Below are 23680 nucleotides of genomic sequence, written 5' to 3'. Positions count from 1 at the left end.
CCTGACTCAAACAAACCGGTCTCCGGAATAACCGGGGCGGTTCACAACGATCTAGTATGCTTAGTTTCTTGTCACATGACATGAAAGCTCCTCAGGCAAGAGCGCTAGCATTTCTAGAAGCCCAAAAAGATCCAGCGTCGGCCACGACACAAGCTAATTTCTATAATCATTTGGAACAGTGCCTCACGATGGGGCTTGGGATGATTAATGACTTTATTAACTTAACACGAGTTAAGTCATTTGACTTGAAAAGAGAGTTTGTGCTCTTTGAAGATGTTGTTATGGAGGTGCTCGATCAAGTTTATCCGCTAGCGAAAGTGAAAGATATTAAACTAGTCAGTGAGCTACAAGATGAAGACGGGGCTCCTGTATTGGGCGATAAAGGCTACCTTGCAAGATCGGTATTTAACTTAATTGAAAATGCTGTTAAGTATACACTGTCTGGTGGCGAGGTTAATGTTCTTGTGTGTCGACAAGGTAAGTGGGTTGTGCTGCAGGTTTCTGATACTGGTGTTGGTGTTGAGCCCGAAGAGATTAATAATATTTTTGACGACTTTACGCGCAGCGATAAAGATAGCGTGGCGGAAGGGCATGGCCTCGGACTGGCATTGGTGAAAACGGTAGTCGCTAAGCATGGCGGTGAGATTTACTGTGAAAGTGAATTTGGTAAAGGCAGTCAATTTACCATGAAGCTACCTTCTTGTGAGTTGTGAGTTGTGAGTTGTGAGTTGTCGAAGTGCCAATTGTTAGTTGTTTTTTTGAATGTTGATGATATAAACGACGTTGCCTAGCTCAGGCATCTGTTGTACTTGAAAACGAATATTGACATCTCTTAACTGCATGCCATATTCCCGTTCTAGTTGATCCTGATGGTAGGCGGGTCGTGGGTCTTGGCCTAATACTTGAGTAATGAGCCGCCTTAAGTCACTAGCATCTGCGCGTTGAGCGAGCGCTGTTTCGGCCGCTGAGGAGAATTCTACAGGGTAGAAAGGTGGCGGTGCTGGGGCAAAGCCTGAGCGTGCATTCGGAACGGCTTCAGTCCAAGGCAGGTAAGGTTTGATATCCACTACCGGTGTACCTGTCATTAAATCTGCTCCTTTGAGCAGTAGGCTTACACCATTGTGCGTATCAATACCCACTAGCTCAACAAGTGATAGCCCTAAACGATTAGGCCGATGTGTGCTACGACTCGCGAAGACCCCTATTTTTTTATTGCCACCCAGTCGGGGAGGGCGTACAAGGGGAGCCCACTCTTCGGGACTGCGGTGAAAAATAAAGCTGATCCATAAGTGGCTAAATGCTTCTAGTCCACGAACGCTTAATGGTGTGTTGAAGGGGGGCGTTAATACCAGTGTCGCTTTCGCTGCCGTCGCTAGTCCTGGTTGGCGAGGAATGCCAAACTTATCAGGGTAGTCGCTTTCAATATAACCTATAGGGTTGATGGTAAATGACTCATTTATGGATATATCGTGCATGACACACCTTACGTGTAGATAAAAACGAAGTATAAAGCAGTCAAGCATCGAGTTGGGATGCAATGACCCGTTAAGGTGCGATAATTAAATAGTGGAGTTGTATATATGCTAAGTACTAATGTGACAAGTACTAACGCGACAAGTACTAACGCGAGCCAAACACCTTCTGCGCCCACTCCACGAATTATCTATCGTGAAGGGTTTGCCCGTGATGCAGCTGACCAAGCAGAGGTGTTTTATCACGCTGTGATGCAGGGCGCCGCTTCCCATTATGGTGTAGACGAACGCCGAGCTTGGGCGAGTGCTCTGCCACGCGAGGCAAGCGCCTGGGCGGCCAGACAAACGCTTTATACTACATTGGTCGCCAGCTGTGATGGGCGATGTGTAGGGTTTTTAGAGCTGGATGTTGCGGCCAAACGTATAGAGACACTTTATGTGTGGCCTTCACTGACTGGACGTGGGATCGGTACCACACTGTTGATACACGCTGAACGTATGTTGCTTGAGCAGGGCGTCTCGAGTGTAGAAATTGAAGCAAGTTTAGTGCTTTATGAACGTTTGATTCGCCGAGGTTTTAGCAACCTCGGCGAGCAGTGGGTAGAGCGCAGTGGCGAACTTTTGAAACGCTATCGCTTAGTCAAAAAGCTCAACGCTGTCGAAACCTGAGCACATCAAACGTCGAAGGTGTGGGTAATACGCATTGATAAATCGATCGATTTTAGGTCTTTGGTAAGTGCGCCGCTGGAAATACAGTCAACACCGGTATCGGCAATTGCCTTTAATGTGGCTGCGCCGACATTGCCAGAGGCCTCAAGTGTTGCCCGCCCACCATTTATTTCGACGGCTACATGTAAGTCTTCTAAGGCGAAATTATCGAGCATGATAATGTCTGCCTTTGCGGCGAGTGCTTGATCAAGCTCCTCAAACGTTTCCACCTCTACCTCTACTGGCAGGTCACTTGCCAGTTTACGAGCTTGCTCAACGGCTGCCTGAATACCGCCACAAGCAGTAATATGATTCTCTTTAATTAAGAAGGCATCCCACAATCCAATGCGATGATTATGTCCACCGCCACAGGTGACTGCGTACTTTTGGGCTAGGCGCATTCCAGGCAACGTTTTACGCGTATCGAGTAGACGGACATTAGTGCCTTCAATTAAATCAACGTAATGTCGTGTTGAAGTAGCCGTGGCAGACAATGTTTGCAGCATATTTAGCGCCGCTCGCTCACCGGTCAGTAGGCTGCGAGCAGGCCCTTCTAGCTCTAAAAAACACTGATCTGCTTGAAGAGAGTCTCCGTCTGCTGCCTGCCAACGTAGCGTAACGCGGTTATCTAACCGTCGAAAAATCTCGTCTACCCAGGCAACACCACAAAGTACTGCGGGTTCACGCGTAATGATGCTGGCGGTTGCCCATTGGTTCTCAGGGATTAGCTGCGCTGTAATATCGCCAGGGCCAATGTCCTCAGCTAGTAAGCGGGCTGCGCTAGCGCGTATCTCGTCGGCAAGAGCGTTTTCATAATGCATGGCGGTGCGTTCTCTAGGCGTTATTGGGTGTGTTGGGCATTATAGTGAAAGGGAACGCCAACGTAGAGGAGAGTGTATCTGTTATGAAAAGTACAGCCTTTGAGGGGCAGTGGCCAAGCGCTAGGCAAGTGGCATCACCCAACTGCGATCAGCGCCCCAATAGTGAGGTCTCGCTACTGCTTATTCATGCGATTAGTTTGCCGCCCGGCCAGTTTAGTGGTGATGCCATTGAAGCGCTGTTTACTAACCAGCTAAATTCAGCCGAGCACCCCTTTTTTGCTGAGATTGCACATCTTAGGGTATCGGCTCACTTTCTGATTCGCCGCGATGGCGAGTGCTTACAGTTTGTTGATACAGATCATCGCGCTTGGCATGCCGGGCGCTCATTCTGGTTGGATCCGTATCAAAAGGCGTGGCGAACAGCCTTAAATGACTTTTCAGTGGGTATTGAATTGGAAGGTGACGACGTGACCCCCTTTACCAAAGCGCAATATCAAAGGTTAGTAGCGGTAACTCAGTGGCTAATAGCGCGCTACCCACAGCTGGATAAGTCGCGTATTACCGGTCATGCCCACGTGGCTCCACTGCGTAAAACTGATCCAGGACCAGCCTTTGATTGGGCTTATTATTTTCAGCAGTTAGATGCTTAGCGCCGGGCTAATAAATTCGTCAAAGAACGTTGTAAACTTAATTAAGTGCTTCACTCGTAAGTAAATAAAACGGTAGTTTGGCTACATTTTTGAGCGTTTGGTAGATGCATCTAAAGTCTTACTGTTTTTTTATGTTGCGGAGCAATAGTCTGTTTTCGATAGCCTTTTAGGGCTTGCTGGAATTGGCAGAGTGACGACTTTGCGGTATCTTCTCATATACAAAAGGCTAACTTTTACGACAATTGTGTAGCTTTACTACATCGAAAAGTACGTAGCTTGTTGAATGTAGAAAGAAAACATCTACACGGCGCTTAGGCGTCGGCGTTTTATCGGCCTGTGGTGGCTAAACACCGCAGCCGCCCCAGGCCCTAAGGGTTGGCGGGGCTCATTGTCATTTATCGTCATTCGGAGAGACCTCTATGAGTCTGGAGACAAGAGAAGATCTCGATCCGCTCGAAACCACGGAGTGGCTGGAATCCCTGGAATCAGTACTGGATCGTGAGGGCGAAGATCGTGCCCGCTACCTGATGACCCGCTTGGCGGATCGCCTGCGCCGGGACGGGATGAAGGTACCCTTCTCGGTGACAACCCCGCACCGGAATACGATCCCTGTGCATCGCGAAGCACCGATGCCCGGCGATCTGTTTATGGAGCGCCGCATTCGGTCGTTGATTCGTTACAACGCCATTGCCCAGGTCATCCGTAATAACCGCGCCAACCCCGGGCTGGGCGGCCACATTGCCAGCTTTATGTCGTCGGCCACGCTGTACGATGTTGGCTTTAACCACTTCTTCCGCGCCCCCAAAGGCGATTTTGAAGGCGACCTGATTTACATCCAGGGCCACGTTGCCCCGGGGATTTACGCGCGTTCCTACTTGGAAGGCCGTTTATCAGAAGAGCAGATGGATAAATTCCGTCGCGAAGTCGACGGCGATGGCCTGTCTTCCTACCCGCACCCGTGGCTGATGCCGGACTACTGGCAGTTCCCCACGGTGTCCATGGGCCTTGGCCCGATTCAGGCCATCTATCAAGCCCACGTGATGAAGTACCTGCATCACCGTGAGCTGAAAGACATGTACGACCGTAAGATCTGGTGCTTCATGGGCGATGGCGAGTGTGATGAGCCGGAGTCACTGGGCGCAATTTCCCTGGCGGGGCGTGAAAACCTCGATAACCTGATCTTCGTTATCAACTGCAACCTGCAGCGCTTGGACGGTCCGGTGCGCGGCAACTCCCGCGTCATGGACGAGTTCGAAGGCGTGTTCCGTGGTGCCGGTTGGAACGTCATCAAGGTGGTCTGGGGACGTCACTGGGATCCGCTGTTCGAGAAGGACAAGAAAGGCATCCTGCAAAAGCGCATGGATGAAGCGGTCGACGGTGAGTACCAGAACTACAAGGCCAACGGCGGTTCGTACACCCGTGAGCACTTCTTCGGTAAGTACCCCGAAACCGAAGCGATGGTCAACGACCTGTCTGATGAAGACATCTGGAAGCTCAACCGCGGTGGCCACGACCCGTTCAAGGTCTACGCGGCCTACCACGAAGCGGTCAACCAGACCAACGGTAAGCCCACGGTCATTCTGGCGCACACCGTCAAAGGCTACGGCATGGGCAGTGGCGATGGCGAAGCCGCCAACGAATCCCACCAGGTCAAGAGCATGGAGTACGAGGCGTTGCGTAAATTCCGCGACCGCTTCGGTATTCCGCTCACCGACGAGCAGCTCAAAGATGTGCCCTATTACAAGCCGGAAGAAGACTCCCCCGAGCTGAAATACATGCACCTGCAGCGGGAACGCTTAAACGGCTACCTGCCGAGCCGCCGCAGTGACTTTGAGGCGCTGGAGATCCCCAGCCTGGAAGACAAAACCTTTGCCTCGCAAATGGTCGGTTCCAAAGGGCGCGAAGTCTCGACCACCATGGCGTTCGTGCGCGTTCTGAACGGTCTGGTGAAGGATAAGAAGCTCGGCAAACATGTCGTCCCGATTATTCCTGACGAAGCGCGTACTTTCGGCATGGAAGGCATGTTCCGTCAGCTTGGCATCTACACCTCGGAAGGTCAGAAGTATGAGCCGGTCGATAAAGGCCAGATCATGTTCTACCGCGAGGATCAGAAAGGCCAGATTCTCGAAGAAGGGATTAGTGAAGCCGGTGCCATGTCCGCGTGGATTGCCGCCGCGACGTCCTACAGCAACAACAACGTCACCCTGCTGCCGTTCTACGTCTACTACTCGATGTTCGGCTTCCAGCGCATTGGTGACTTGGCCTGGGCCGCCGGTGACCTGCAAGCCCGCGGCTTTATGGTCGGCGGCACTGCCGGGCGTACCACGCTCAACGGTGAAGGCCTGCAGCACCAGGATGGCCACAGCTTGATTCAAGCCTCCACCATCCCCAACTGCCGCAGCTACGACCCGACCTATGCCCACGAAGTGGCGGTCATCCTCCAGGATGGTCTGAAGCGCATGTTCTCCGATAAAGAGAACTGCTTCTACTACCTGACGGTGATGAACGAAAACTACGAGCACCCCGCGCTTGAGAGCGTGCCCACCGACGATATCGTCAAAGGCATGTACCTGCTCAACGAAACGCAGGGCGACAAAGGCCGCGTGCAGTTGATGGGCTCTGGCACCATCCTGCGCGAAGTCGAAGCGGCTGCCGAGCTGTTGGCCAACGACTGGGGCATTGGCGCGGATATCTGGAGCGTGACCAGCTTTAACGAGCTGCGCCGCGAAGCGCTGCTGCTGGAGCGTGAAGGCTTCCTGAACCCGGACGCTGAGGCCAACAAGCCCCACGTGACGAAGTGCCTGGAAGGCCGTGACGGCCCGGTGATTGCCTCCACCGACTACATGAAGCTCTACGCCGACCAGGTGCGTGCCTGGGTGCCTAGCGAGTACACCGTGCTGGGCACGGACGGCTTTGGCCGTTCCGACACCCGCGAGAAGCTGCGCTACTTCTTTGAAGTAGACCGCTACTTCGTCACCGTGGCGGCGCTACGCGCGCTGGCAGACCGTGGTGAGCTTGATCGCAAGCACGTCGGCGAGGCGCTGAAGAAGTATGGCATTGATGCCAGCAAGCCAAACCCGCTGACCAGCTAAACCGCTGCCCGGCGGGCAAACGCCCGCCGGCTCGATCCGATTTGGAAGGAGCGCGACCTTGAGTAGCGAAATCATCAAAGTTCCCGATATCGGTGGCGATACCGATGTCGAAATCATCGAGATTGCGGTGTCAGAAGGCGACGTCATTGAAGCGGAAGACACCCTAATCACCCTGGAATCTGACAAAGCCAGCATGGACGTCCCGGCCCCGAAAGGCGGCAAGGTGCTCAAAGTGCTGGTCAAAGAAGGCGATAGCGTCTCCGAAGGCGACGACATCGTTGAGCTGGAGGTTGAAGGCGGCACAGACGGTGGCGAAGAGACGTCAGCCCCCGCGTCTGACAGCCAGCCCAACGACGCGCCAGCGAAAGAAGACAAACCGACGCAGGAAGACGCCCCCGCACCGGCAGCGAAGAAAGCCAGCGGCGGCAAGCAAACGGTCGATATTAAAGTGCCTGACCTGGGCGGTTCCGACAGCGTTGAGATCATCGAAGTCGCGGTCAGCGCCGGTGATGAGGTCAACGCCGAAGACACCCTGATCACCCTGGAGTCTGACAAAGCCTCCATGGACGTGCCCAGCCCGCACGGCGGTAAGATCGTTGCGCTCACGGTGAAAGAAGGCGATACCGTCTCGGAAGGCGACGTGATCGGCCAGATGGAAATCGCTGGCGACGGCGGTGATACATCGGCTGAAGAAGACGCATCGCAGGCCGCTAGCCAAGCCAGCAGCGAGCCGCAAGCCGCTGCTGAAGAACCGGCCGTTGAAGAAGATAGCGGTAGCGGTGAGCCTGAGCGCAAAGAGATTCGTGTACCTGACTTGTCAGGTTCTTCTGACGTGCCGATTATCGAAATTGGTGTGGCGGCAGGTGATGAGGTCAACGAAGAAGACCCTCTTATCACTCTGGAATCTGACAAAGCGTCGATGGACGTGCCGAGCCCTTACAAAGGCAAGCTCTTAGAGCTTACTGTGAAAGAGGGGGACACCGTCTCTGAAGGCGATGTGATTGGTTATATAGAAGTAGCGGGTGCCAAGAAGGCAGCCCCTAAAAAAGCGGCGCCGGAGAAAGCTCAGTCCTCTAGTGCCAGTCAGTCAAGTGCGAAGCCTGCCGCTTCACCAGAAGGCACGCCTAGCCCTGAAGCGCAGATGGCCTCTCATAAGCCCCGCGATGGGAAACTGGTACACGCAGGCCCCGCCGTTCGGATGCTGGCACGTGAGCTCGGCGTCGACCTCGGTCTTGTTAAGCCTAGTGGCCCGAAAGATCGGGTGCTGAAAGAGGATGTGCAGGCCTACGTGAAACAGGCCATTGCCAACCAGGGTAAAGCACAAACAGCGGCTGCCCCGGCGGCGAGTGGTGGTGCTGGCATTCCCGCGATACCGGAAGTTGACTTCAGTCAGTTTGGCGACATAGAAGAGAAGCCGATGGGTCGCCTGCTCAAGATGGGCGCGACCAATCTGCACCGCAGCTGGCTCAATGTGCCTCACGTGACGCAGTTCGATGAGGCCGATATTACCGAGCTTGAAAGCTTCCGTAAGGCCATGAAAGCCGAGGCTGAAGCCCAGGGCGCCAAGCTGACACCGTTGCCGTTTATGGTCAAAGCCTGTGCCTTTGCACTGCGTAAATTCCCCCAGATCAACGTCAGCCTGAAAGGCGACGGCGAAACGCTGGTATGGAAAAACTACGTGCATATTGGGATTGCCGTGGATACGCCGGATGGCCTGATGGTGCCGGTGGTGCGTAACGCTGATAAGAAATCCTTGATCGAGATAGCCAAGGAGATGGCGGAGCTAGGCAAGAAAGCGCAAACCAAGAAGCTTAAGCGTGATGAGATGACCGGTGGCTGCTTCACCATTTCGAGCCTTGGCTCGATTGGTGGCACCGCGTTCACACCGATCGTTAATGCGCCGGAAGTGGCGATCCTGGGGGTATCGAAAGCGCAGATGAAGCCGGTATGGGATGGCAGCGCCTTCCAACCGCGCTTAATGATGCCGCTCTCGCTCTCCTATGATCACCGGGCGATTAACGGTGCGGATGCTGCCCGCTTTACGGCCTTTCTGGCCGATGTGCTGACGGATATTCGCCGATTGCTGCTGTAATCGTCTCACAGTAAGCCACCAGCGGCGCCCAATAGGGCGCCGCTTGTGTTTAAAACAGTTCAGTAGGTCTGCAACGAAGGGTGACCAAAGTACAAGAAATTGCCACCTGACTGTTTTTGCTTAAGAAAATGTTAAAAAAATGCGTTATCAGGCTTTTGGGGAGTTGTGTCATCCGAACGGCACGGTTATTGTCAGTCCATTATTCAAAAATTATTCATATCTAACGACTAACATTCAAGGAGCAGTGCCATGCGTTTAATCCTGTTGGGTGCCCCCGGCGCGGGGAAGGGGACTCAGGCTCAGTTTATCTGTGAGCAATTTAAGATCCCTCAAATTTCCACCGGGGATATGCTGCGCGCGGCCATCAAGGACGGTACCGAGTTGGGTCTCAAAGTAAAAGAGATTATGAATAGCGGCGGTTTGGTGTCCGACGATGTCATTATCGATCTTGTTAAAGAGCGTATTAGCCAACCCGACTGTGAAAATGGTTTCTTGTTCGATGGTTTTCCGCGCACCATCCCGCAAGCCGATGCGATGAAAGAAGCTGGCGTTAAGCTGGACCACGTGTTGGAAATTGCCGTACCAGACGAAGAAATTGTGAGCCGTCTTGCAGGGCGTCGTGTGCATCCGGCATCTGGGCGTGTTTACCATGTCGACCATAATCCGCCCAAAGAGCCGGGTAAAGATGACGTGACTGGGGAAGCGCTGATTCAGCGTGAAGATGATCAAGAGTCTACCGTGCGCAACCGTCTGTCGGTTTATCACGACCAAACCGCACCGTTGGTAGATTATTATCAGCAGTGGGCGAAAGAAGACCCTGAGGCCGCGCCGCAGTATCATCGCGTAGAAGGCGTAGGCAGCGTGGCTGACATTACTCGGCAAGTGAAAGAAGCGCTTTGCTAAGTAGCACATGCTAGTGAATGTCACGATGGCCCGCAGGTTACCTGCGGGCCATCGTCGTTGAGGCCGCGTAAAGGTATAATGACGGTCTATTTTATGGAGTGCAGAATCGATGTCATCGTTATACCTTCTCGCACTGGACGCATCTTCTAGTGCCTGCTCTGCGGCTTTATTGCGCCAGCAGGGTAGCCAGCGTGAATGCTTGGCGCGTTTCGAGATGACGCCAAGGGCCCATACCCGGCGCTTAATGCCGATGGTGGATGACATTCTCGCTGAGGCCAATATTTCTACGCAGCAGCTAGATGCGGTTGCGTTTGGGCGTGGCCCTGGTTCATTCACCGGCTTGCGCATCGCTGCCGGTGCAGCGCAAGGCTTGGCGTTTGGGCTGGATCGTCCATTGTTGGGTATTTCCACCTTGGAAGCGCTCGCGCTTCAGGCCCATCGCCGCTACCATTTTCGCCATGTAGTGACCGCGTTAGATGCCCGTATGGGCGAAATCTATGCGGCTACTTGGCACTGTTTAAATGACACGCTTAGCTTGCAAAGTGACGAAGTAGTCGTGGCGCCTGCTAACTTTTGTTTGCCTGCGGAGGAGACCGACTGGGTAGGCGTGGGCTCGGGGTTTACGCTGTGGGATGACTTTGCGTTAAGCCTACAAGCCAACATGTCTCAGCACCTCACTGATCTTGAGCCACGGGCCGAAGAGATGGCATGGCTCGCCGCTCGTGATTTGGAAGCGGGGTTAGGTCAGGCAGCCAATGAAGCACAGCCAGTTTATTTGCGCAACGACGTGGCCTGGAAAAAGCCAGCATGAGCCACATGGCAAGCCCAGAGACGCTTGTGCTGCCTTCGGGGTTAGCGCTTAGCTACGTTGATGGCCAATTGGCACTGTCAGGTGATGAGCGCCAATACGGAAAACCGCTTAGCGTGGATTTTGCCGCTGGAAAGGCAGCCCATCGCCGTCAGTTTGGTGGTGGTCGCGGGCAGTTAGTGGCAAAAGCCTGTGGGCTTGCTAAAGGCATCACACCTAACGTCGTGGATGCCACGGCTGGTTTGGGTAGGGATGCGTTCGTACTGGCAAGCCTGGGCGCAAATGTCTTACTAATTGAACGTGTCGCGGCGATTGCCGCACTGCTTCAAGATGGTCTCGCGCGTGCTGCAAAAACACAGACGACAGCAGAGATTGCCTTGCGTATGACGCTCCGCCATGGTGATGCCGCTAAGCAGTTGGCTGCTCTTGTGGAAAGCGCAGCTTTTGATCCTGAGGTTATTCATCTTGATCCGATGTTTCCGCACCGTGAGAAGTCGGCGTTGGTCAAGAAAGAGATGCGCGTGTTTCGAGAGTTGGCGGGAGACGATGATGATGCACCACGCTTATTAGAAGCGGCGTTGGATGTAGCGACGCATCGAGTAGTGGTCAAGCGACCCCGTAAAGCACCCCCTATCGGCGGCCCCGCGCCGCAGCATACGCTGGAAGGTAAAACGAGCCGGTACGATTTGTACGTCCATCGTTCGCTAACTCGTCGCTGAGCCGTTTCATCAAGAGAAGGAGTCTCTATGCAGCACGTGTGGCGTGAAGGCAACCGCACTACTCTGTTGCCGGAAGCAACGCGATTTTTGCCAGCTATGTTTGATGCGGTTAGTCAAGCGGAGCACTACGTGCTGGTGGAGCTCTACTTGATGGAGTCAGGTAAGTTAGCGAACCAGATGAGTAATGCGCTGATCGACGCTGCTGAACGCGGTGTAAAGGTGTGTTTGCTGCTCGATGGTTATGGCTCCATGGGATTGGAGCAGCGTGATCGTATACGCCTAGAGCAAGCAGGTGTCGCATTACGGTTCTTTAATCCCATTGGTTTTCACTCGCTGGCTCGCAACTTAAGCCGTGACCACCGTAAAATTGTTGTCGTGGATGGAGAGGTTGCGTTTACCGGCGGATTTGGCGCGGTGGATGAGTTTCTGGAAGCATGGTACGAAATTGCGGTGCGCATCGAAGGCCCGGTAGTCGCTGATTGGGAAGAGCTTTTTCGCCGCTTATGGCGTTCCCGGCTAACACGGCAAGCAGGTGATGGGCGGGCTAGCTCAGTGTTGCCGCCACAGCGGACAGCCGTACATTATGCTGATGGCATACGCGGCCGAGTGATGTCAGCGAGGGGTTATCGTTACCAAGCTATTCGCCACTCGCTCCATGCGCGGGTAAATCAGGCAAACAAGCGGCTTTGGCTATGTACACCTTATTTTGTGCCGACCTTCACGCTGCGCCGACGCCTGATTCGCGCGGCACGGCGTGGCGTGGATGTTTGTTTACTATTACCGGGCAGTAAACATGACCACCCAGGCGTGCGCTATGCAGGACAACGGTTTTACCAAGCGTTGTTAAAAGCCGGCGTGCGGATTTTTGAGTTCCAGCCCACGTTTATTCATGCCAAGTTTGTGTTAGCCGATGACTGGGTCAGTCTTGGCTCATGTAACTTCGACCATTGGAATCTGCACTGGAACCTTGAAGCTAATCAAGAAGTAGAAAACCAAGCCTTCGCCAAACAAGTTCAATCGCTGTTTGAGCGTAACTTTGCTGCCAGCCAAGAAGTCGATGCTGCCGCCTGGGCCGCACGGTCCTGGCGGCAGCGAGCCCGAGAGTGGGTCTATGGCGTAGTGGATGGTATTGTCACCCGCCTTAAATAATGCGCGGTTAGCAATCGGCTATCGACGCTTTTTACCTTTGGCCGGGGTTTTCTTGCGTGGCTTAGGTTTCGGCGTTTCGGGGGGCACGCGGTAATGAAGATAAAGATCCAGGACTAGTTCTGGCAGTTGAGCAACAAAGGTTTCCTGACTGGCCTGATCTTGGGCCATCTCAGCCATTTCTGGCTCATCATCGAATAAACCTGAAAGCGACATAAAGGGTAACAGTAGCGTGGCGGCAGCTTCTTCGTCATCTTGGAACCACGCGCTTTCGTCGCTAAAGACACCTTCCATAAACCCCGCGCACCAGTCGCCGATGGGCGTTTCCTCCGCGGGGATACCATCGAGCGTTAGCTCGAAGGGTAGCTCTGGTAAACCACCTTGTTCAAGCACTGCGACGGCGTTGTCACGTAGCAGTGTTAACAGTTGGATAATCTCGTCTCGTTCGGCATCATCCCGATAACTTGGCTCTCCCTGAAACAGCTCGGCTAGCCATTGACTGGTGGGTAATTCGCTAGGGGCAACCGCCAGCGCCACTAAAAAGCCATGGGCAGAGATAAGATCCAGCGCATCTTCGCCGACCTGCTCTGAGTCGAGAAAGTCATCCAATCGATCAAGCTGCTCGTCATCAAGTAGTGGCTGAGGTGGGGTGGTATTGGGCGACGTTGCTGCGGGAACGTTATTGCGCTCTGCCATAAGGGGCCTCATCATAAAAATCGTCTTTGAGAAAAAGATGTTGATCGGCAACACTCGTTGGCAACATCGTTACTGGTTAGTTTATCACTAATGAAGACTTTACCACTGCCCCCATGGCCTGCTGAAAAACTTGCAACACTCTCTTCAGAGGCGCTCATGCACGCCGTGCGAGACAGAACTGATGAAGCGTTAAGACGCTGCCAAGAAGTCTATCCTGCGCTGCCAGCGCCAAAGGTGTGGTTCGACCTAAAAGGTGCCTCAGCAGGGCAGGCCCATCTAGGGCGTGGCGGGCTGCGTTTTAATCCTGTTTTACTGAGCAATAATCGGCAGGCGTTTTTTGACGAGGTGATTCCCCATGAAATGGCGCATTGGTTAGTCTTTCATTTAGCCAATGGCACGCGGCTCAAACCGCATGGTCGAGAATGGCAAGCCGTCATGCGAGACCTGTTTGGCCTTGAGCCTAAGGTGACTCATCGCTTTGATGTTCAGGATGCCCAGTCTCGGCCATATTATTATCAATGTGGCTGTCAAACGCATTGTTTCACAGCCAGGCGTCATTCTTTAGTGGTAAAGGGGCGTCGCTATCGCTGCCGCCATTGTGATCAGACCTTGGTCTACAGTGCTTTTAGAAAACCTTGAAAGTGTTTTAACTTATTGTTTTTAATATTGAAAATGTTAATACCAATGTCTAAAGGGAAGCCGGCGTTGGGAGGTTTATGCTAGGTAAATATTAAGCGCGTCGGTGCGACTAATAATACCGACACCATTTTCTAGAGAGTGCAATTTCACGGACAGAGGCAACTTCATGAGCGAGCATAAAAACGTCTATCCAGTGCGCGATAGTATCGCTGCCAGTGCATGGGCTGATAAAGATAAATATGCGGCAATGTATCAGCAGTCCATGGACGACCCGGAAAGTTTCTGGGCTGAGCAAGCAAAGCGTCTGGATTGGATCAAGACGCCAACCAAGATTAAAAACACCTCCTTTGCACGCGATAATGTTGATATTCGCTGGTTTGAAGATGGTGAGCTAAACGTTAGCGCCAACTGTCTAGATCGCCACTTGGAGAAGCGTGGCGACCAAACGGCGATTATCTGGGAAGGGGATAACCCTAACGATTCAAAACACATTACTTACCGTGAGCTTTATGAGCGCACGAACCAGCTGGCCAACGGCCTGAAGTCGCTGGGAGTTAACAAAGGCGATACAGTGACGCTGTATATGCCGATGATTCCCGAGGCGGCCATGGCCATGTTGGCATGTGCACGTATTGGTGCTGTGCACTCTGTTGTGTTTGGCGGCTTTTCGCCGGATGCCGTCGCTCAGCGGGTCATTGGTGCTGATTCTAAACTGGTGATCACTGCTGATGAGTCGGTGCGTGGTGGTAAACACGTGCCCCTTAAGGAGAACGTCGATTCAGCGTTGACGCGTAACGGCACCGATGTATGTAAAAACGTATTGGTGGTGAAGCGTACAGGCGGTGATATTGATTGGCAGGAAGGTCGTGACATTTGGTTTGACGAGCTGGTGGATAAGCAGTCTACCGAATGCCCAGTTGAGGCCATGAATGCCGAAGATCCACTGTTTATTCTCTATACCTCTGGGTCAACCGGTGCGCCTAAGGGCTTAAAGCATACCACTGGCGGCTACCTGACCTACGCCGCGATGACCCATCAGTATGTTTTCGACTATCAAGAAGGTGAAATTTACTGGTGTACAGCGGACGTAGGCTGGGTGACGGGCCACAGCTATATCGTGTACGGACCGCTTGCCAATGGTGCAACCACGCTAATGTTTGAAGGCGTACCGAGCTACCCAAGCCATGGCCGCATGGGCGAAATTGTCGATAAGCATCAGGTCAATATCCTCTATACCGCGCCTACCGCTGTCCGTGCCTTAATGGCGCATGGTGATAACGTGATGGACTCTAGCAAACGTGATTCATTGCGCTTGCTGGGTTCTGTGGGCGAACCTATCAACCCAGAAGCCTGGGAGTGGTTCTATCGCGTTATTGGCAATGAGCAGTGTCCTATTGTGGATACTTGGTGGCAAACCGAAACGGGCGGCATTATGATCGCGCCACTTCCCGGTGCTACAGATCTAAAGCCTGGTTCTGCGACAACGCCCTTCTTTGGTGTGAACCCCGCGCTGGTGGATAATGAAGGCCATAAATTAGAAGGCGAGACGGAAGGCAATCTAGTCATTCTCGACTCCTGGCCGGGCCAAGCGCGCTCCATTTGGGGCGACCACGAACGCTTTGTACAAACCTACTTCTCTACTTACGATGGCATGTATTTTACTGGGGATGGCTGTCGTCGGGATGAGGATGGCTATTACTGGATTACAGGGCGGGTTGACGACGTGCTTAACGTCTCAGGCCACCGTATGGGCACTGCTGAAATAGAGTCGTCTCTGGTTGCTCACTCGGCAGTGGCAGAAGCCGCCGTCGTTGGCTTCCCGCACGATATTAAGGGCCAGGGCATCTATATCTATGTAACGCTCAATGATGATGTTGATCCCACGGATGAACTCAAGAAAGAGCTGACTCAATGGGTACGTAAAGATATTGGCCCGATTGCATCGCCAGATGTAATTCAGTGGGCGCCAGGGCTGCCAAAAACACGTTCTGGTAAAATTATGCGGCGCATTTTACGTAAAATTGCAGCTAATGAGTGTGACGGCCTGGGCGATACCAGCACGCTGGCTGATCCGTCAGTAGTGGACGAACTCATCGAGCATCGTGCCAACCAGTAATGCTCTTTGCCCCCAGTTATCTTTCTAATGGGGGCACTTTTAAATGACGGATGTCATTCATTTGCTATGTTAAATAAGGCAAACTGGACAGATCCGTTGCAGTGCCGGCCATGGAGCCGGCACTGTTATTTCTGTTTGGATGACGTATCTATGACAAATAGTGCATGTGATGCTTGGGAATGACGAAGCCCATGGGGTACCATGTTTCAACCGTATGAGCCTAGCGTCGCGGCGGTAGTCAACCCCGCTGCTCGAGGAACCGGAGGAATATCCATGGCAGTAGCCCATAAGTTTATCGTCGCAGACGACCATCCGCTGTTTCGTGCAGCGCTCACTCAGGCGTTGCGCCAGTTAGCCCCCCAGGCTGAGATTGTCGAAGCCGACACCATGGAAGCCACCACTGAGGTCGTTAATCGACATCCTGATGCTGATTTGATTTTGCTAGACCTCCATATGCCAGGAGCGCATGGCTTCTCAGGTTTGATTCAATTGCGTGGCCAGATGCCCGATATTCCGGTGGCGGTTGTTTCAGGCAGTGACGAGCCCTATGTAGTACGTCGTGCCATCGATTACGGCGCGTCAGGCTTTATTCCTAAATCTTCCTCGCTACAGTTGATTGCTGAAGCGGTGGGGGAAATTCTGCAAGGGGAAGTTTGGCTGCCAGAAGCGTTGGCGAACGTCTTAGATGAAACCAGCGAAGAAGAGTCGCGTTTTGCGGAGGCAATTGCCTCTCTGACGCCGCAGCAGTTTCGTGTGCTCAATATGCTGACGGAAGGTTTGTTGAATAAACAGATCGCCTATGAGCTTAGCGTCTCAGAAGCCACTATTAAGGCCCACGTGACGGCTATTCTGCGCAAGCTGGGAGTGCACTCGCGCACCCAGGCTGTTATTGCTGCTCAGAAACTTGAAGTGGAACCGCCGAAAGTTTCTTCTTGAAGGGTAAGTTGGATTCCCGATAACCCCCTTCGGGAATGACGGTGTGGTGCGTCTATCTCGCGGCTCCGTCATTCCCGCGTTCCTCACCACTGTGTCATTCCCGCATGCTTTTAGCGGGAATCCATTTTGAAGCAGGCTCCTAGGCATCAGCGAGAAAGGTCAAACTGGATTCCCGATAACCCCCTTCGGGAATGACGGTGTGATGCATCTGTCTCGCTTCGGGAATGGCGGTATGGTGCATCTGCCTCGCCGCTTTGTCATTCCCGCATGCTTTTAGCGGGAATCCATTTTGAAGCAGGCTCCTAGGCATCAGCGAGAAAGGTCAAATTGGATTCCCGATAACCCCCTTCGGGAATGACGGTGTGGTGCATCTGTCTCGCTTCGGGAATGACAATGTGATGCATCAATCCGCCGTATCATTACGTTTTCCCTCCTGCTCGGCTAGCCTGAAGAGTGCGAGTTAAAAGCGCGCGTAGCGCGGCGGGTTTGACCGGCTTAAGCAGCAGTTGATAACCCGCACGCTTGATCTCCTCGGCCACCGCTTCCGTGCGGTCGGCGGTAATCACAATGCCTGGTACGGCTCCCTCAAAGCGCTCGCTGAGTGCTTCGAGTGCCATTAGCCCCGTGACTTCATTGTCCAGATGATAGTCGGCCAAGATGGCGTCGGGGTCGCCGTCCATATTACGCAGAATCGATTTTGCACCGCCAATGCTGGTCGCCGTGAATACTTCACACCCCCAGCCGCTTAGCATGGCCGTCATGCCCTCTAAAATGAGCGTTTCGTTATCGATACACACAATGCGGGTACCCGCTAACTTATTACCGCTACGGCGGTTTTGAGGTTCTTGGTCCGCTAAGGTTACTTCACGGGCGGCAACAATGGGAACGCTGACGCAGAATGCAGTCCCCACCCCTACCCAGGATCGAACCTTAATTGGGTGGTCAAGTACACGGCTCATACGATCAGCGATTGAGAGACCTAAGCCAAGCCCTTTCTCACTCTCTTTATGGCGTGAGACTTGATCCAATCGGCGGAACTCTTGGAAAATTTCCGTTAGCTTCGATTCAGGAATACCAGGCCCGCTATCCCATACTTCTATGGAAAGCCGTCCCGCTTGGCGGCGGCAGCCTAGTAGCACACGACCTTCTTGGGTATAGCGGATCGCGTTGGATAAAAAGTTTTGTACAATCCGGCGAAGCATCTGCGGATCGGAATCTACCCATTGTTGCGTCGGTACGACGACAAGATCCAGCCCACGGTCATCGGCCATCACTTCAAATTCGGCACGCAATGGGCGAATAATATCTGCGAGTGCAAAATGGCTGCGTCGCGGTGTAAGCGCACCCGCATCAAGCTTTGAAATATCTAGCAGAGTGCCAAGCAGCTCTTCAGCGGCTTGAAGTGAGTTATCAATATGGCTGATGGTGCGCTGGGTGTCGCTAGCGGTGACGTTTTGCATTAATGCAGAGGTAAACAGCCGGGCTGCGTTCAGCGGCTGTAGCAAGTCATGACTAGCGGCAGCCAAAAAGCGCGTTTTGGAGGCGTTAGCATCTTCAGCTAACTGTTTCGCTTGGCGCAGCGCTTGCTCTGCTTCAGCGCGCACACGGTTCTCTTGGCGCAGCGCCGCGTTGGCCTCGGAAAGTGCTTGCGTGCGCTCGCGAACGCGCTCTTCCAGGGTTTCGTTGGTCACTTTTAAGGCGATTTCGGCTTGGCGGCGCTCGGTAATGTCTTGATAAAGCGCGAAGAAGCCTAAAATCGATTGGCTATCGCCAAAGTGGGGCGTATAGGTGACCAGCATATAGCGCATGGCATCATTAACGCGCATTGAGACTTCAAAACTGACGCGTTCGCCTGCCAGCGTTCGCTGAACCCACGGCATGCGCTCTTCGGCTTTTTTAACCGGTAATACGTCTTCGTAGCGGCGTCCAATCACGGCATTACGATCTATGTCGAAAGCTTGTTCGTAGGCGCGATTGGTAAATAGGTAACGGCACTCTTTATCAAAGTAGGCAATCAGTGCGGGTACATTATCGGTGTAGATACGGATGTTGTTTTCAGAGCGGATCAGCGCCTCTTCGATGCGCTTCTGCTGAGTAATATCTTGATAGGTATAGACAAAACCACCACCAGGCATCGGGTTGCCTTGGACTTCCAATACGCTGCCATCTTGGCGATAGCGCACATAGCGGTGAGGCTGGCCGTCGCGAATGTTGTCTAGCAGCAGTTGGACATGCTCTTCCGGGTCACCTGGGCCATATTCGCCGCTGTGCGCGTTGTAGCGAAAAATGCGATCCATGGGGGCGCCGACCCGTATCAAGTGATCAGGGAAGCGGAACAGCTCTAAATAGCGTTGGTTCCACACCACCAAGCGCAAATTTTGGTCAACCACGCTAATACCCTGGTTGATGTTTTCAATGGTGGCTTGCAGTAGTGCGCGGTTGAACTCTAAGACTTGAGAGGCTTCATCAACGATTGAAATGACATCTGAAATGCCGATGCCGCGCCCCTGAAGCGCCGAGTTAACGACTATCCGTGCTGACGATGCGCCTAACACTGACGCAAGAAAGCGCTCAGTAAATTGGATGACGTCGATAGACGCCCGTGAACTATCTTCCATGGGTTTGCCCGCGCGGCGTGCGTAATCCTCAAATGCACGATCCACTTGGTCTGCCCCAAGAAAACGCTCACACAGCACTTTAAGGTCACCGACAGTGGTGGCACCTGTCCATGGGCGGTTTACGGATGTTTGACGAGTTTCTACGCTATCGACAAACAGCGATGCCTGAATACGCTCGACGACCCGCTGAGAAGTCACCTGTGACACAAAGATATAGCAGAACAAGTTGATACCCAGCGACAGCATGACTCCGTGGGTAAATGGATCGCTGAGGTTTAAGCCAAAGAGGGTTGTCGGCGATAGCCAATTAAGCCCTAAGGGGCCGCCCGCCAGCCATGCTTGAGGCAGCACTCCGGCATTGATCATAGCCGGCATTAACAAGCTGTATGCCCAAATCGCAAAGCCTGCGTTCATGCCAACAATAACGCCGAGGCGGTTACCGCGCTTCCAATACAGCCCGCCGATGAGTGCGGGGGCAAACTGAGCGGCGGCCGCAAAGGACAGCATGCCAATTGAGGCCAACGAGGTGAATTCGGCAATGAGCTGATAGAAGCCGTAAGCCATTGCCAATACAGCAACAATCGTCAGGCGGCGCGCGCGGAGTACTAAGCGGCCATAGTCACGAGCTTTGGTGTCGAACCAACGCAACCTAAATAGTGCTGGGATCACAATTTCATTAGAAATCATGATGGATACTGCCACTGCCGCCACAATAACCATGCCTGTCGCGGCAGAAAATCCGCCAATAAAGGTGAGCAGGGTCAGCCACTGCTGGCCAGACGCCATCGAAAGAGCAAGTACGTAAGTATCAGGCTCAACCCCGCTTTCCGAAAACAGCAGTAGACCGGCTGCCGCCAAAGGCACCACAAAAAAGGCGACTGCAAGTAAGTAAAGAGGAAATAGCCAGCGTGCTTTCGTTGCATCATCTGGATGGATATTTTCCACCACTGCCACATGAAACTGACGAGGCAGGCAAAGTATGGCGAGCATGGCGAGCAGCGTTTGCGCCCAGAAACTTTGGCCAAAATCTTGGTTGGCTAGCTGGCGCTGCAACTCCAATTGACTTTCGGCGTGGCCCATCAGTTCGCCGAGGCCATCAAACATGCCCCAGGTAACAAAAGCGCCGAGGATGACAAAAGCCAGCAACTTTACCAGAGATTCAAATGCTACTGCATGAATTAACCCTTCGTGGTGCTCTGTCGCGTCCGTGTGGCGAGTGCCAAAAAGGATAGCGAAGATTGCCATGACGATAGCGACATAAAACGCTGTGTCGCCAAACAGCGGCGTATGGGTCATATCCGCTGCGTCAGTAAGAACACTAAAGGTGGTAGACACCGCTTTTAACTGCAGGGCAATGTAGGGCAGGGTGCCAATGAGGGCAACTAAACTAGCAAACGCCGCAAGGGATTGGGTTTTGCCGTAGCGGGAAGCAATAAAGTCAGCGATTGACGTGACGTTTTGGTGTTTGGCAACACGAATCATTTTTGCCAGAACAGGCCAAAACAGTAAAAACGTTAAGATTGGCCCGACAAAGATACTGGCGAATGACCAGCCAGCCGTGGCTGCTTGCCCCACCGCGCCGTAAAACGTCCACGAGGTGCAGTAAATGGCCAATGCCAAACTGTAGATGATTGGCCGTCTGCGACTGGCGCCGTGAGTCCGTGCACGACGATCACCGAACCAGGCAATTCCAAACAGCACCGCAATGTAAAGCAGTGATACCGCGACCAGCAGACCGCCATGAAACATGTCGTCTCCCCACGTTGAAGGCTTCGCCTAGCGACGATCTAATATCAAATAACGATCATCTAACTAAAGACCCTATTCTAGGCGAAGGAGGGGCATCACGTCTGCTGATCGGCGGCAAGTTGGCAAACGGTTGTTAACAACGGCGCAGTTTGCCGTAGCGTGCGACGCTCGCTTAACTCAGCGTCGCCCGTCTCTGTATTCAGGGGGACTATCTCGCGGTGAGTACAGTTCAAGACATAAGGCTGGGTGGTCAGTATATCGGTATGGCGGCGTTCGAATTGATAGAGAATAAATTCAGCAATTAACTCATCGTCAATGTGACGAGCGCGCACATTGTCGCTATCAACGATGCTGAATTTAGTCGTCATCGGGAACACAAAGGTCCATGGTCGCCACACGGCACTAGACGTATCGCTGGAAATGACGATGGCAGTTTCAGGTAGTTGAGAGCGCTTGTGTTCAAACCAGCTGTATTCGGTTGAGACCTGATACCCCAGCATACCCAGGCCACCAAAAACGGGCACAATCCATTTAGGCAGCCGTTTACGGCTAAGCGTTCTAAGTAATAGACCTATCCCTGCGGCGGCAAGCCCTGCAAATACAGCGGCAACAAGATGCCAGATCATAAAATATCCTTTCTAAATGACATCGGGCTCCCCTAAGGAAGCCCGATGATAAGTATCGATTCCGAATCTAATGGCAGTGTGCCAAAGAGGAGGAGCCGATTATGACTTAGTGGTCGACCGCGACACCAGCACCTTTCGGATAACGAACGCTTTCTACCAGGTCTTGAATCTCCTGCGGAGGCTCTTCCGTTGCGCTAGAGACAGCAAACGCAGTTGCAAAGTTAATCATCGCACCTACTGCACCGAAGGAGAGCGGTGAAATGCCCAGAATCCAATTATCTGGCGTGTTGGCCAGCATGTTGGTGCCGGGGACGAAGAACCAACCGAGATAGGTGAAGATGTAGAGCAGGGTGCAGATTAGACCTGCCAGCATGCCGCAAATCGCGCCTTTGCTGTTCATGCGCTTGGAGAAAATGCCCATCATCAGCGCTGGGAACAGTGAGGCACCAGCGATACCAAAGGCAAGTGCAACCGTCTGCGCTGCGAACCCGGGCGGATTAAGCCCAAGATAGGTAGCCAGAAGAATCGCGCCGCCCATTGAAATACGTGCTGCCAGCATTTCACCCTTTTCAGAGATCTTCGGATTGATCATTGTTTTGATCAAATCGTGACTAATGGCTGACGAGATGGCCAATAGTAGACCTGCTGCTGTTGAGAGGGCCGCAGCAATACCGCCTGCTGCAATCAGGCCGATAACCCAGCCTGGCAAGTTGGCAATTTCTGGGTTTGCTAATACCAGAATGTCATTATTAACGGTCAGCTCGTTACCTTCCCAGCCACGATCAGAATAGTCGGTAGCATCATTGTACATTTGGATGCGGCCGTCATTGTTAAGATCGTTGAAGGCGATAAGCCCGGTTTCTTCCCACGTGCGCACCCACTCAGGACGATCTTCATAGAGAATCGGATTGCGGGCGGCTTCTTCGTAATTCTCTACTTGTCCTGCCATCTCTGGATAGACGGTGGTAGCCAAGTTCAGGCGCGCCATGGAACCAACCGCAGGAGCGGTGAGATACAGCAGCGCAATAAACACGAGTGCCCAACCAGCGGACCAGCGCGCGTCAGCAACTTTCGGCACAGTGAAAAAGCGAATAATAACATGGGGTAAACCAGCAGTACCCACCATTAGCGACAGGGTAAACAGCACCATGTTCAGCTTATTATCGACGTCGGCGGTATAGTCGCGGAAACCAAGTGCATTGACCACTTCGTCCAGCTTGGTCAGTAGCGGAATACCAGACTCCGTATGAGTACTGAACATACCAAACATCGGAATCGGGTTGCCGGTTAGTTGCATGGCAATGAACACCGCCGGAATAGTGTAGGCGATGATAAGCACTACGTACTGAGCGACCTGCGTGTAGGTAATGCCTTTCATGCCGCCAAAAACGGCATACAGGAACACAATCAGCGCTGCGATCCAGATACCCCAGGTGTTGCTCACTTCCAAGAAGCGCGAGAAAGCAACACCAGCACCGGTCATTTGACCGATAACGTAAGTAACAGAGGCAACGATCAAACACACAATCGCGACGAAGCGCGCAGTGTTGCTGTAGAAACGGTCACCAATAAAGTCAGGCACTGTAAACTTGCCAAACTTACGCAGGTAAGGCGCTAGCAGCATTGCCAGGATAACGTAACCACCTGTCCAGCCCATCAAGAAGGTGGAGTTAGCGTATCCGCCAGACGCTAGCAGACCGGCCATTGAAATAAACGATGCCGCTGACATCCAGTCAGCGGCAGTCGCCATACCGTTGGTGATAGGGTGAACGCCACCACCAGCAACGTAGAAGTCTTTAGTCGACCCGGCTCGTGCCCATATCGCAATCCCGATATAGAGCGCAAACGACGCGCCGACAAACAGTAAGTTAATGGCAAACTGGCTCATA

18 protein-coding genes are annotated in these 23680 nt (G+C 53.0%); 12 read left to right on the top strand and 6 right to left on the bottom strand.

What is annotated here, in order from left to right; translation table 11 throughout:
• The first annotated feature begins 56 nt into the window (after window positions 1-56).
• The gene (locus INT19_RS18910) at window positions 57-713 is read left to right on the top strand and encodes a sensor histidine kinase (protein WP_193061860.1); all 657 of its coding nucleotides are present in this window, start codon (window positions 57-59) and stop codon (window positions 711-713) included.
• 33 nt (window positions 714-746) lie between these two features.
• Here INT19_RS18910 and tsaA read toward each other — a convergent pair whose 3' ends face one another.
• A complete protein-coding gene (gene tsaA / locus INT19_RS18905; protein ID WP_193061859.1) occupies window positions 747-1475 on the bottom strand; it encodes a tRNA (N6-threonylcarbamoyladenosine(37)-N6)-methyltransferase TrmO in 729 nt (242 codons plus the stop codon).
• Window positions 1476-1580: 105 nt separating this feature from the next.
• On the opposite strand from tsaA, the gene INT19_RS18900 reads away from it, so the two are divergent.
• Window positions 1581-2141, top strand: coding sequence for a GNAT family N-acetyltransferase (locus tag INT19_RS18900; protein WP_089039756.1), 561 nt, complete (start codon window positions 1581-1583; stop codon window positions 2139-2141).
• Between the two features lie 5 nt (window positions 2142-2146).
• On the opposite strand, the gene nadC is transcribed toward INT19_RS18900, so the two are convergent.
• Window positions 2147-3001 (bottom strand): carboxylating nicotinate-nucleotide diphosphorylase, encoded by an 855-nt coding sequence (nadC, locus tag INT19_RS18895; RefSeq protein WP_089039755.1) that lies wholly within the window; start codon window positions 2999-3001, stop codon window positions 2147-2149.
• A gap of 83 nt (window positions 3002-3084) precedes the next feature.
• Between nadC and ampD the strand changes: the two genes are divergently transcribed.
• From ampD to INT19_RS18860, 7 genes are all read left to right on the top strand, one after another.
• A complete protein-coding gene (gene ampD / locus INT19_RS18890) occupies window positions 3085-3651 on the top strand; it encodes a 1,6-anhydro-N-acetylmuramyl-L-alanine amidase AmpD (RefSeq protein WP_089039754.1) in 567 nt (188 codons plus the stop codon).
• 419 nt (window positions 3652-4070) lie between these two features.
• On the top strand, window positions 4071-6743 hold the full coding sequence (aceE, locus tag INT19_RS18885) for a pyruvate dehydrogenase (acetyl-transferring), homodimeric type (RefSeq protein WP_193061858.1): 2673 nt from the start codon (window positions 4071-4073) through the stop codon (window positions 6741-6743).
• Between the two features lie 58 nt (window positions 6744-6801).
• Entirely contained in the window at window positions 6802-8835 is a 2034-nt protein-coding gene (aceF, locus tag INT19_RS18880) for a pyruvate dehydrogenase complex dihydrolipoyllysine-residue acetyltransferase (RefSeq protein WP_193061857.1), read from the top strand.
• Between the two features lie 249 nt (window positions 8836-9084).
• Complete coding sequence (adk, locus tag INT19_RS18875) at window positions 9085-9738, top strand: adenylate kinase (protein WP_089039751.1); 654 nt, start codon at window positions 9085-9087, stop codon at window positions 9736-9738.
• 109 nt (window positions 9739-9847) lie between these two features.
• Window positions 9848-10549, top strand: a complete 702-nt coding sequence (gene tsaB, locus INT19_RS18870; RefSeq protein WP_193061856.1) for a tRNA (adenosine(37)-N6)-threonylcarbamoyltransferase complex dimerization subunit type 1 TsaB — start codon at window positions 9848-9850, stop codon at window positions 10547-10549.
• Between the two features lie 5 nt (window positions 10550-10554).
• Window positions 10555-11265 carry a class I SAM-dependent methyltransferase gene (locus INT19_RS18865; RefSeq protein ID WP_442311481.1) on the top strand — a complete coding sequence of 237 codons (711 nt, stop codon included), beginning with the start codon at window positions 10555-10557 and terminating at the stop codon, window positions 11263-11265.
• Between the two features lie 27 nt (window positions 11266-11292).
• On the top strand, window positions 11293-12414 hold the full coding sequence (locus tag INT19_RS18860; protein ID WP_193061854.1) for a phospholipase D-like domain-containing protein: 1122 nt from the start codon (window positions 11293-11295) through the stop codon (window positions 12412-12414).
• An 18-nt stretch (window positions 12415-12432) separates the two neighbouring features.
• Here INT19_RS18860 and INT19_RS18855 read toward each other — a convergent pair whose 3' ends face one another.
• On the bottom strand, window positions 12433-13107 hold the full coding sequence (locus INT19_RS18855) for a YecA/YgfB family protein (protein WP_089039747.1): 675 nt from the start codon (window positions 13105-13107) through the stop codon (window positions 12433-12435).
• Window positions 13108-13197: 90 nt separating this feature from the next.
• On the opposite strand from INT19_RS18855, the gene INT19_RS18850 reads away from it, so the two are divergent.
• From INT19_RS18850 to INT19_RS18840, 3 genes are all read left to right on the top strand, one after another.
• Window positions 13198-13746, top strand: a complete 549-nt coding sequence (locus INT19_RS18850; protein ID WP_193061853.1) for a SprT family zinc-dependent metalloprotease — start codon at window positions 13198-13200, stop codon at window positions 13744-13746.
• A 166-nt stretch (window positions 13747-13912) separates the two neighbouring features.
• Window positions 13913-15862: an acetate--CoA ligase gene (gene acs, locus INT19_RS18845; RefSeq protein ID WP_193061852.1), complete on the top strand. Its 1950-nt coding sequence runs from the start codon at window positions 13913-13915 to the stop codon at window positions 15860-15862.
• 273 nt (window positions 15863-16135) lie between these two features.
• Window positions 16136-16798, top strand: a complete 663-nt coding sequence (locus INT19_RS18840) for a response regulator (RefSeq protein ID WP_009721286.1) — start codon at window positions 16136-16138, stop codon at window positions 16796-16798.
• Window positions 16799-17217: 419 nt separating this feature from the next.
• Here INT19_RS18840 and INT19_RS18835 read toward each other — a convergent pair whose 3' ends face one another.
• The 3 genes from INT19_RS18835 to INT19_RS18825 form a co-directional block, all read right to left on the bottom strand.
• Window positions 17218-21165 carry a hybrid sensor histidine kinase/response regulator gene (locus INT19_RS18835; protein WP_193061851.1) on the bottom strand — a complete coding sequence of 1316 codons (3948 nt, stop codon included), beginning with the start codon at window positions 21163-21165 and terminating at the stop codon, window positions 17218-17220.
• 95 nt (window positions 21166-21260) lie between these two features.
• Window positions 21261-21791, bottom strand: coding sequence for a hypothetical protein (locus INT19_RS18830; RefSeq protein WP_193061850.1), 531 nt, complete (start codon window positions 21789-21791; stop codon window positions 21261-21263).
• 106 nt (window positions 21792-21897) lie between these two features.
• A complete protein-coding gene (locus INT19_RS18825; RefSeq protein ID WP_193061849.1) occupies window positions 21898-23679 on the bottom strand; it encodes a sodium:solute symporter family protein in 1782 nt (593 codons plus the stop codon).
• Window position 23680 lies beyond the last annotated feature (1 nt).

It is taken from the genome of Halomonas sp. 3A7M (assembly GCF_014897875.1).
Classification (GTDB): Bacteria; Pseudomonadota; Gammaproteobacteria; order Pseudomonadales; family Halomonadaceae; genus Vreelandella.
Note: the sequence above shows the minus strand (reverse complement) of the source record. Positions and strands in the feature narration are given on the sequence as shown.

Coding starts and splice junctions, on each gene's coding strand:
- INT19_RS18835 (WP_193061851.1), bottom strand. CDS start 21,165: ATGTTTCATGGCGGTCTGCTGGTCGCGGTATCACTGCTTTACATTGCG.
- aceE (WP_193061858.1), top strand. CDS start 4,071: ATGAGTCTGGAGACAAGAGAAGATCTCGATCCGCTCGAAACCACGGAG.
- INT19_RS18830 (WP_193061850.1), bottom strand. CDS start 21,791: ATGATCTGGCATCTTGTTGCCGCTGTATTTGCAGGGCTTGCCGCCGCA.
- INT19_RS18850 (WP_193061853.1), top strand. CDS start 13,198: ATGAAGACTTTACCACTGCCCCCATGGCCTGCTGAAAAACTTGCAACA.
- INT19_RS18840 (WP_009721286.1), top strand. CDS start 16,136: ATGGCAGTAGCCCATAAGTTTATCGTCGCAGACGACCATCCGCTGTTT.
- INT19_RS18910 (WP_193061860.1), top strand. CDS start 57: ATGCTTAGTTTCTTGTCACATGACATGAAAGCTCCTCAGGCAAGAGCG.
- tsaA (WP_193061859.1), bottom strand. CDS start 1,475: ATGCACGATATATCCATAAATGAGTCATTTACCATCAACCCTATAGGT.
- adk (WP_089039751.1), top strand. CDS start 9,085: ATGCGTTTAATCCTGTTGGGTGCCCCCGGCGCGGGGAAGGGGACTCAG.
- INT19_RS18900 (WP_089039756.1), top strand. CDS start 1,581: ATGCTAAGTACTAATGTGACAAGTACTAACGCGACAAGTACTAACGCG.
- INT19_RS18855 (WP_089039747.1), bottom strand. CDS start 13,107: ATGGCAGAGCGCAATAACGTTCCCGCAGCAACGTCGCCCAATACCACC.
- ampD (WP_089039754.1), top strand. CDS start 3,085: ATGAAAAGTACAGCCTTTGAGGGGCAGTGGCCAAGCGCTAGGCAAGTG.
- INT19_RS18865 (WP_442311481.1), top strand. CDS start 10,555: ATGGCAAGCCCAGAGACGCTTGTGCTGCCTTCGGGGTTAGCGCTTAGC.
- INT19_RS18825 (WP_193061849.1), bottom strand. CDS start 23,679: ATGAGCCAGTTTGCCATTAACTTACTGTTTGTCGGCGCGTCGTTTGCG.
- INT19_RS18860 (WP_193061854.1), top strand. CDS start 11,293: ATGCAGCACGTGTGGCGTGAAGGCAACCGCACTACTCTGTTGCCGGAA.
- tsaB (WP_193061856.1), top strand. CDS start 9,848: ATGTCATCGTTATACCTTCTCGCACTGGACGCATCTTCTAGTGCCTGC.
- acs (WP_193061852.1), top strand. CDS start 13,913: ATGAGCGAGCATAAAAACGTCTATCCAGTGCGCGATAGTATCGCTGCC.
- nadC (WP_089039755.1), bottom strand. CDS start 3,001: ATGCATTATGAAAACGCTCTTGCCGACGAGATACGCGCTAGCGCAGCC.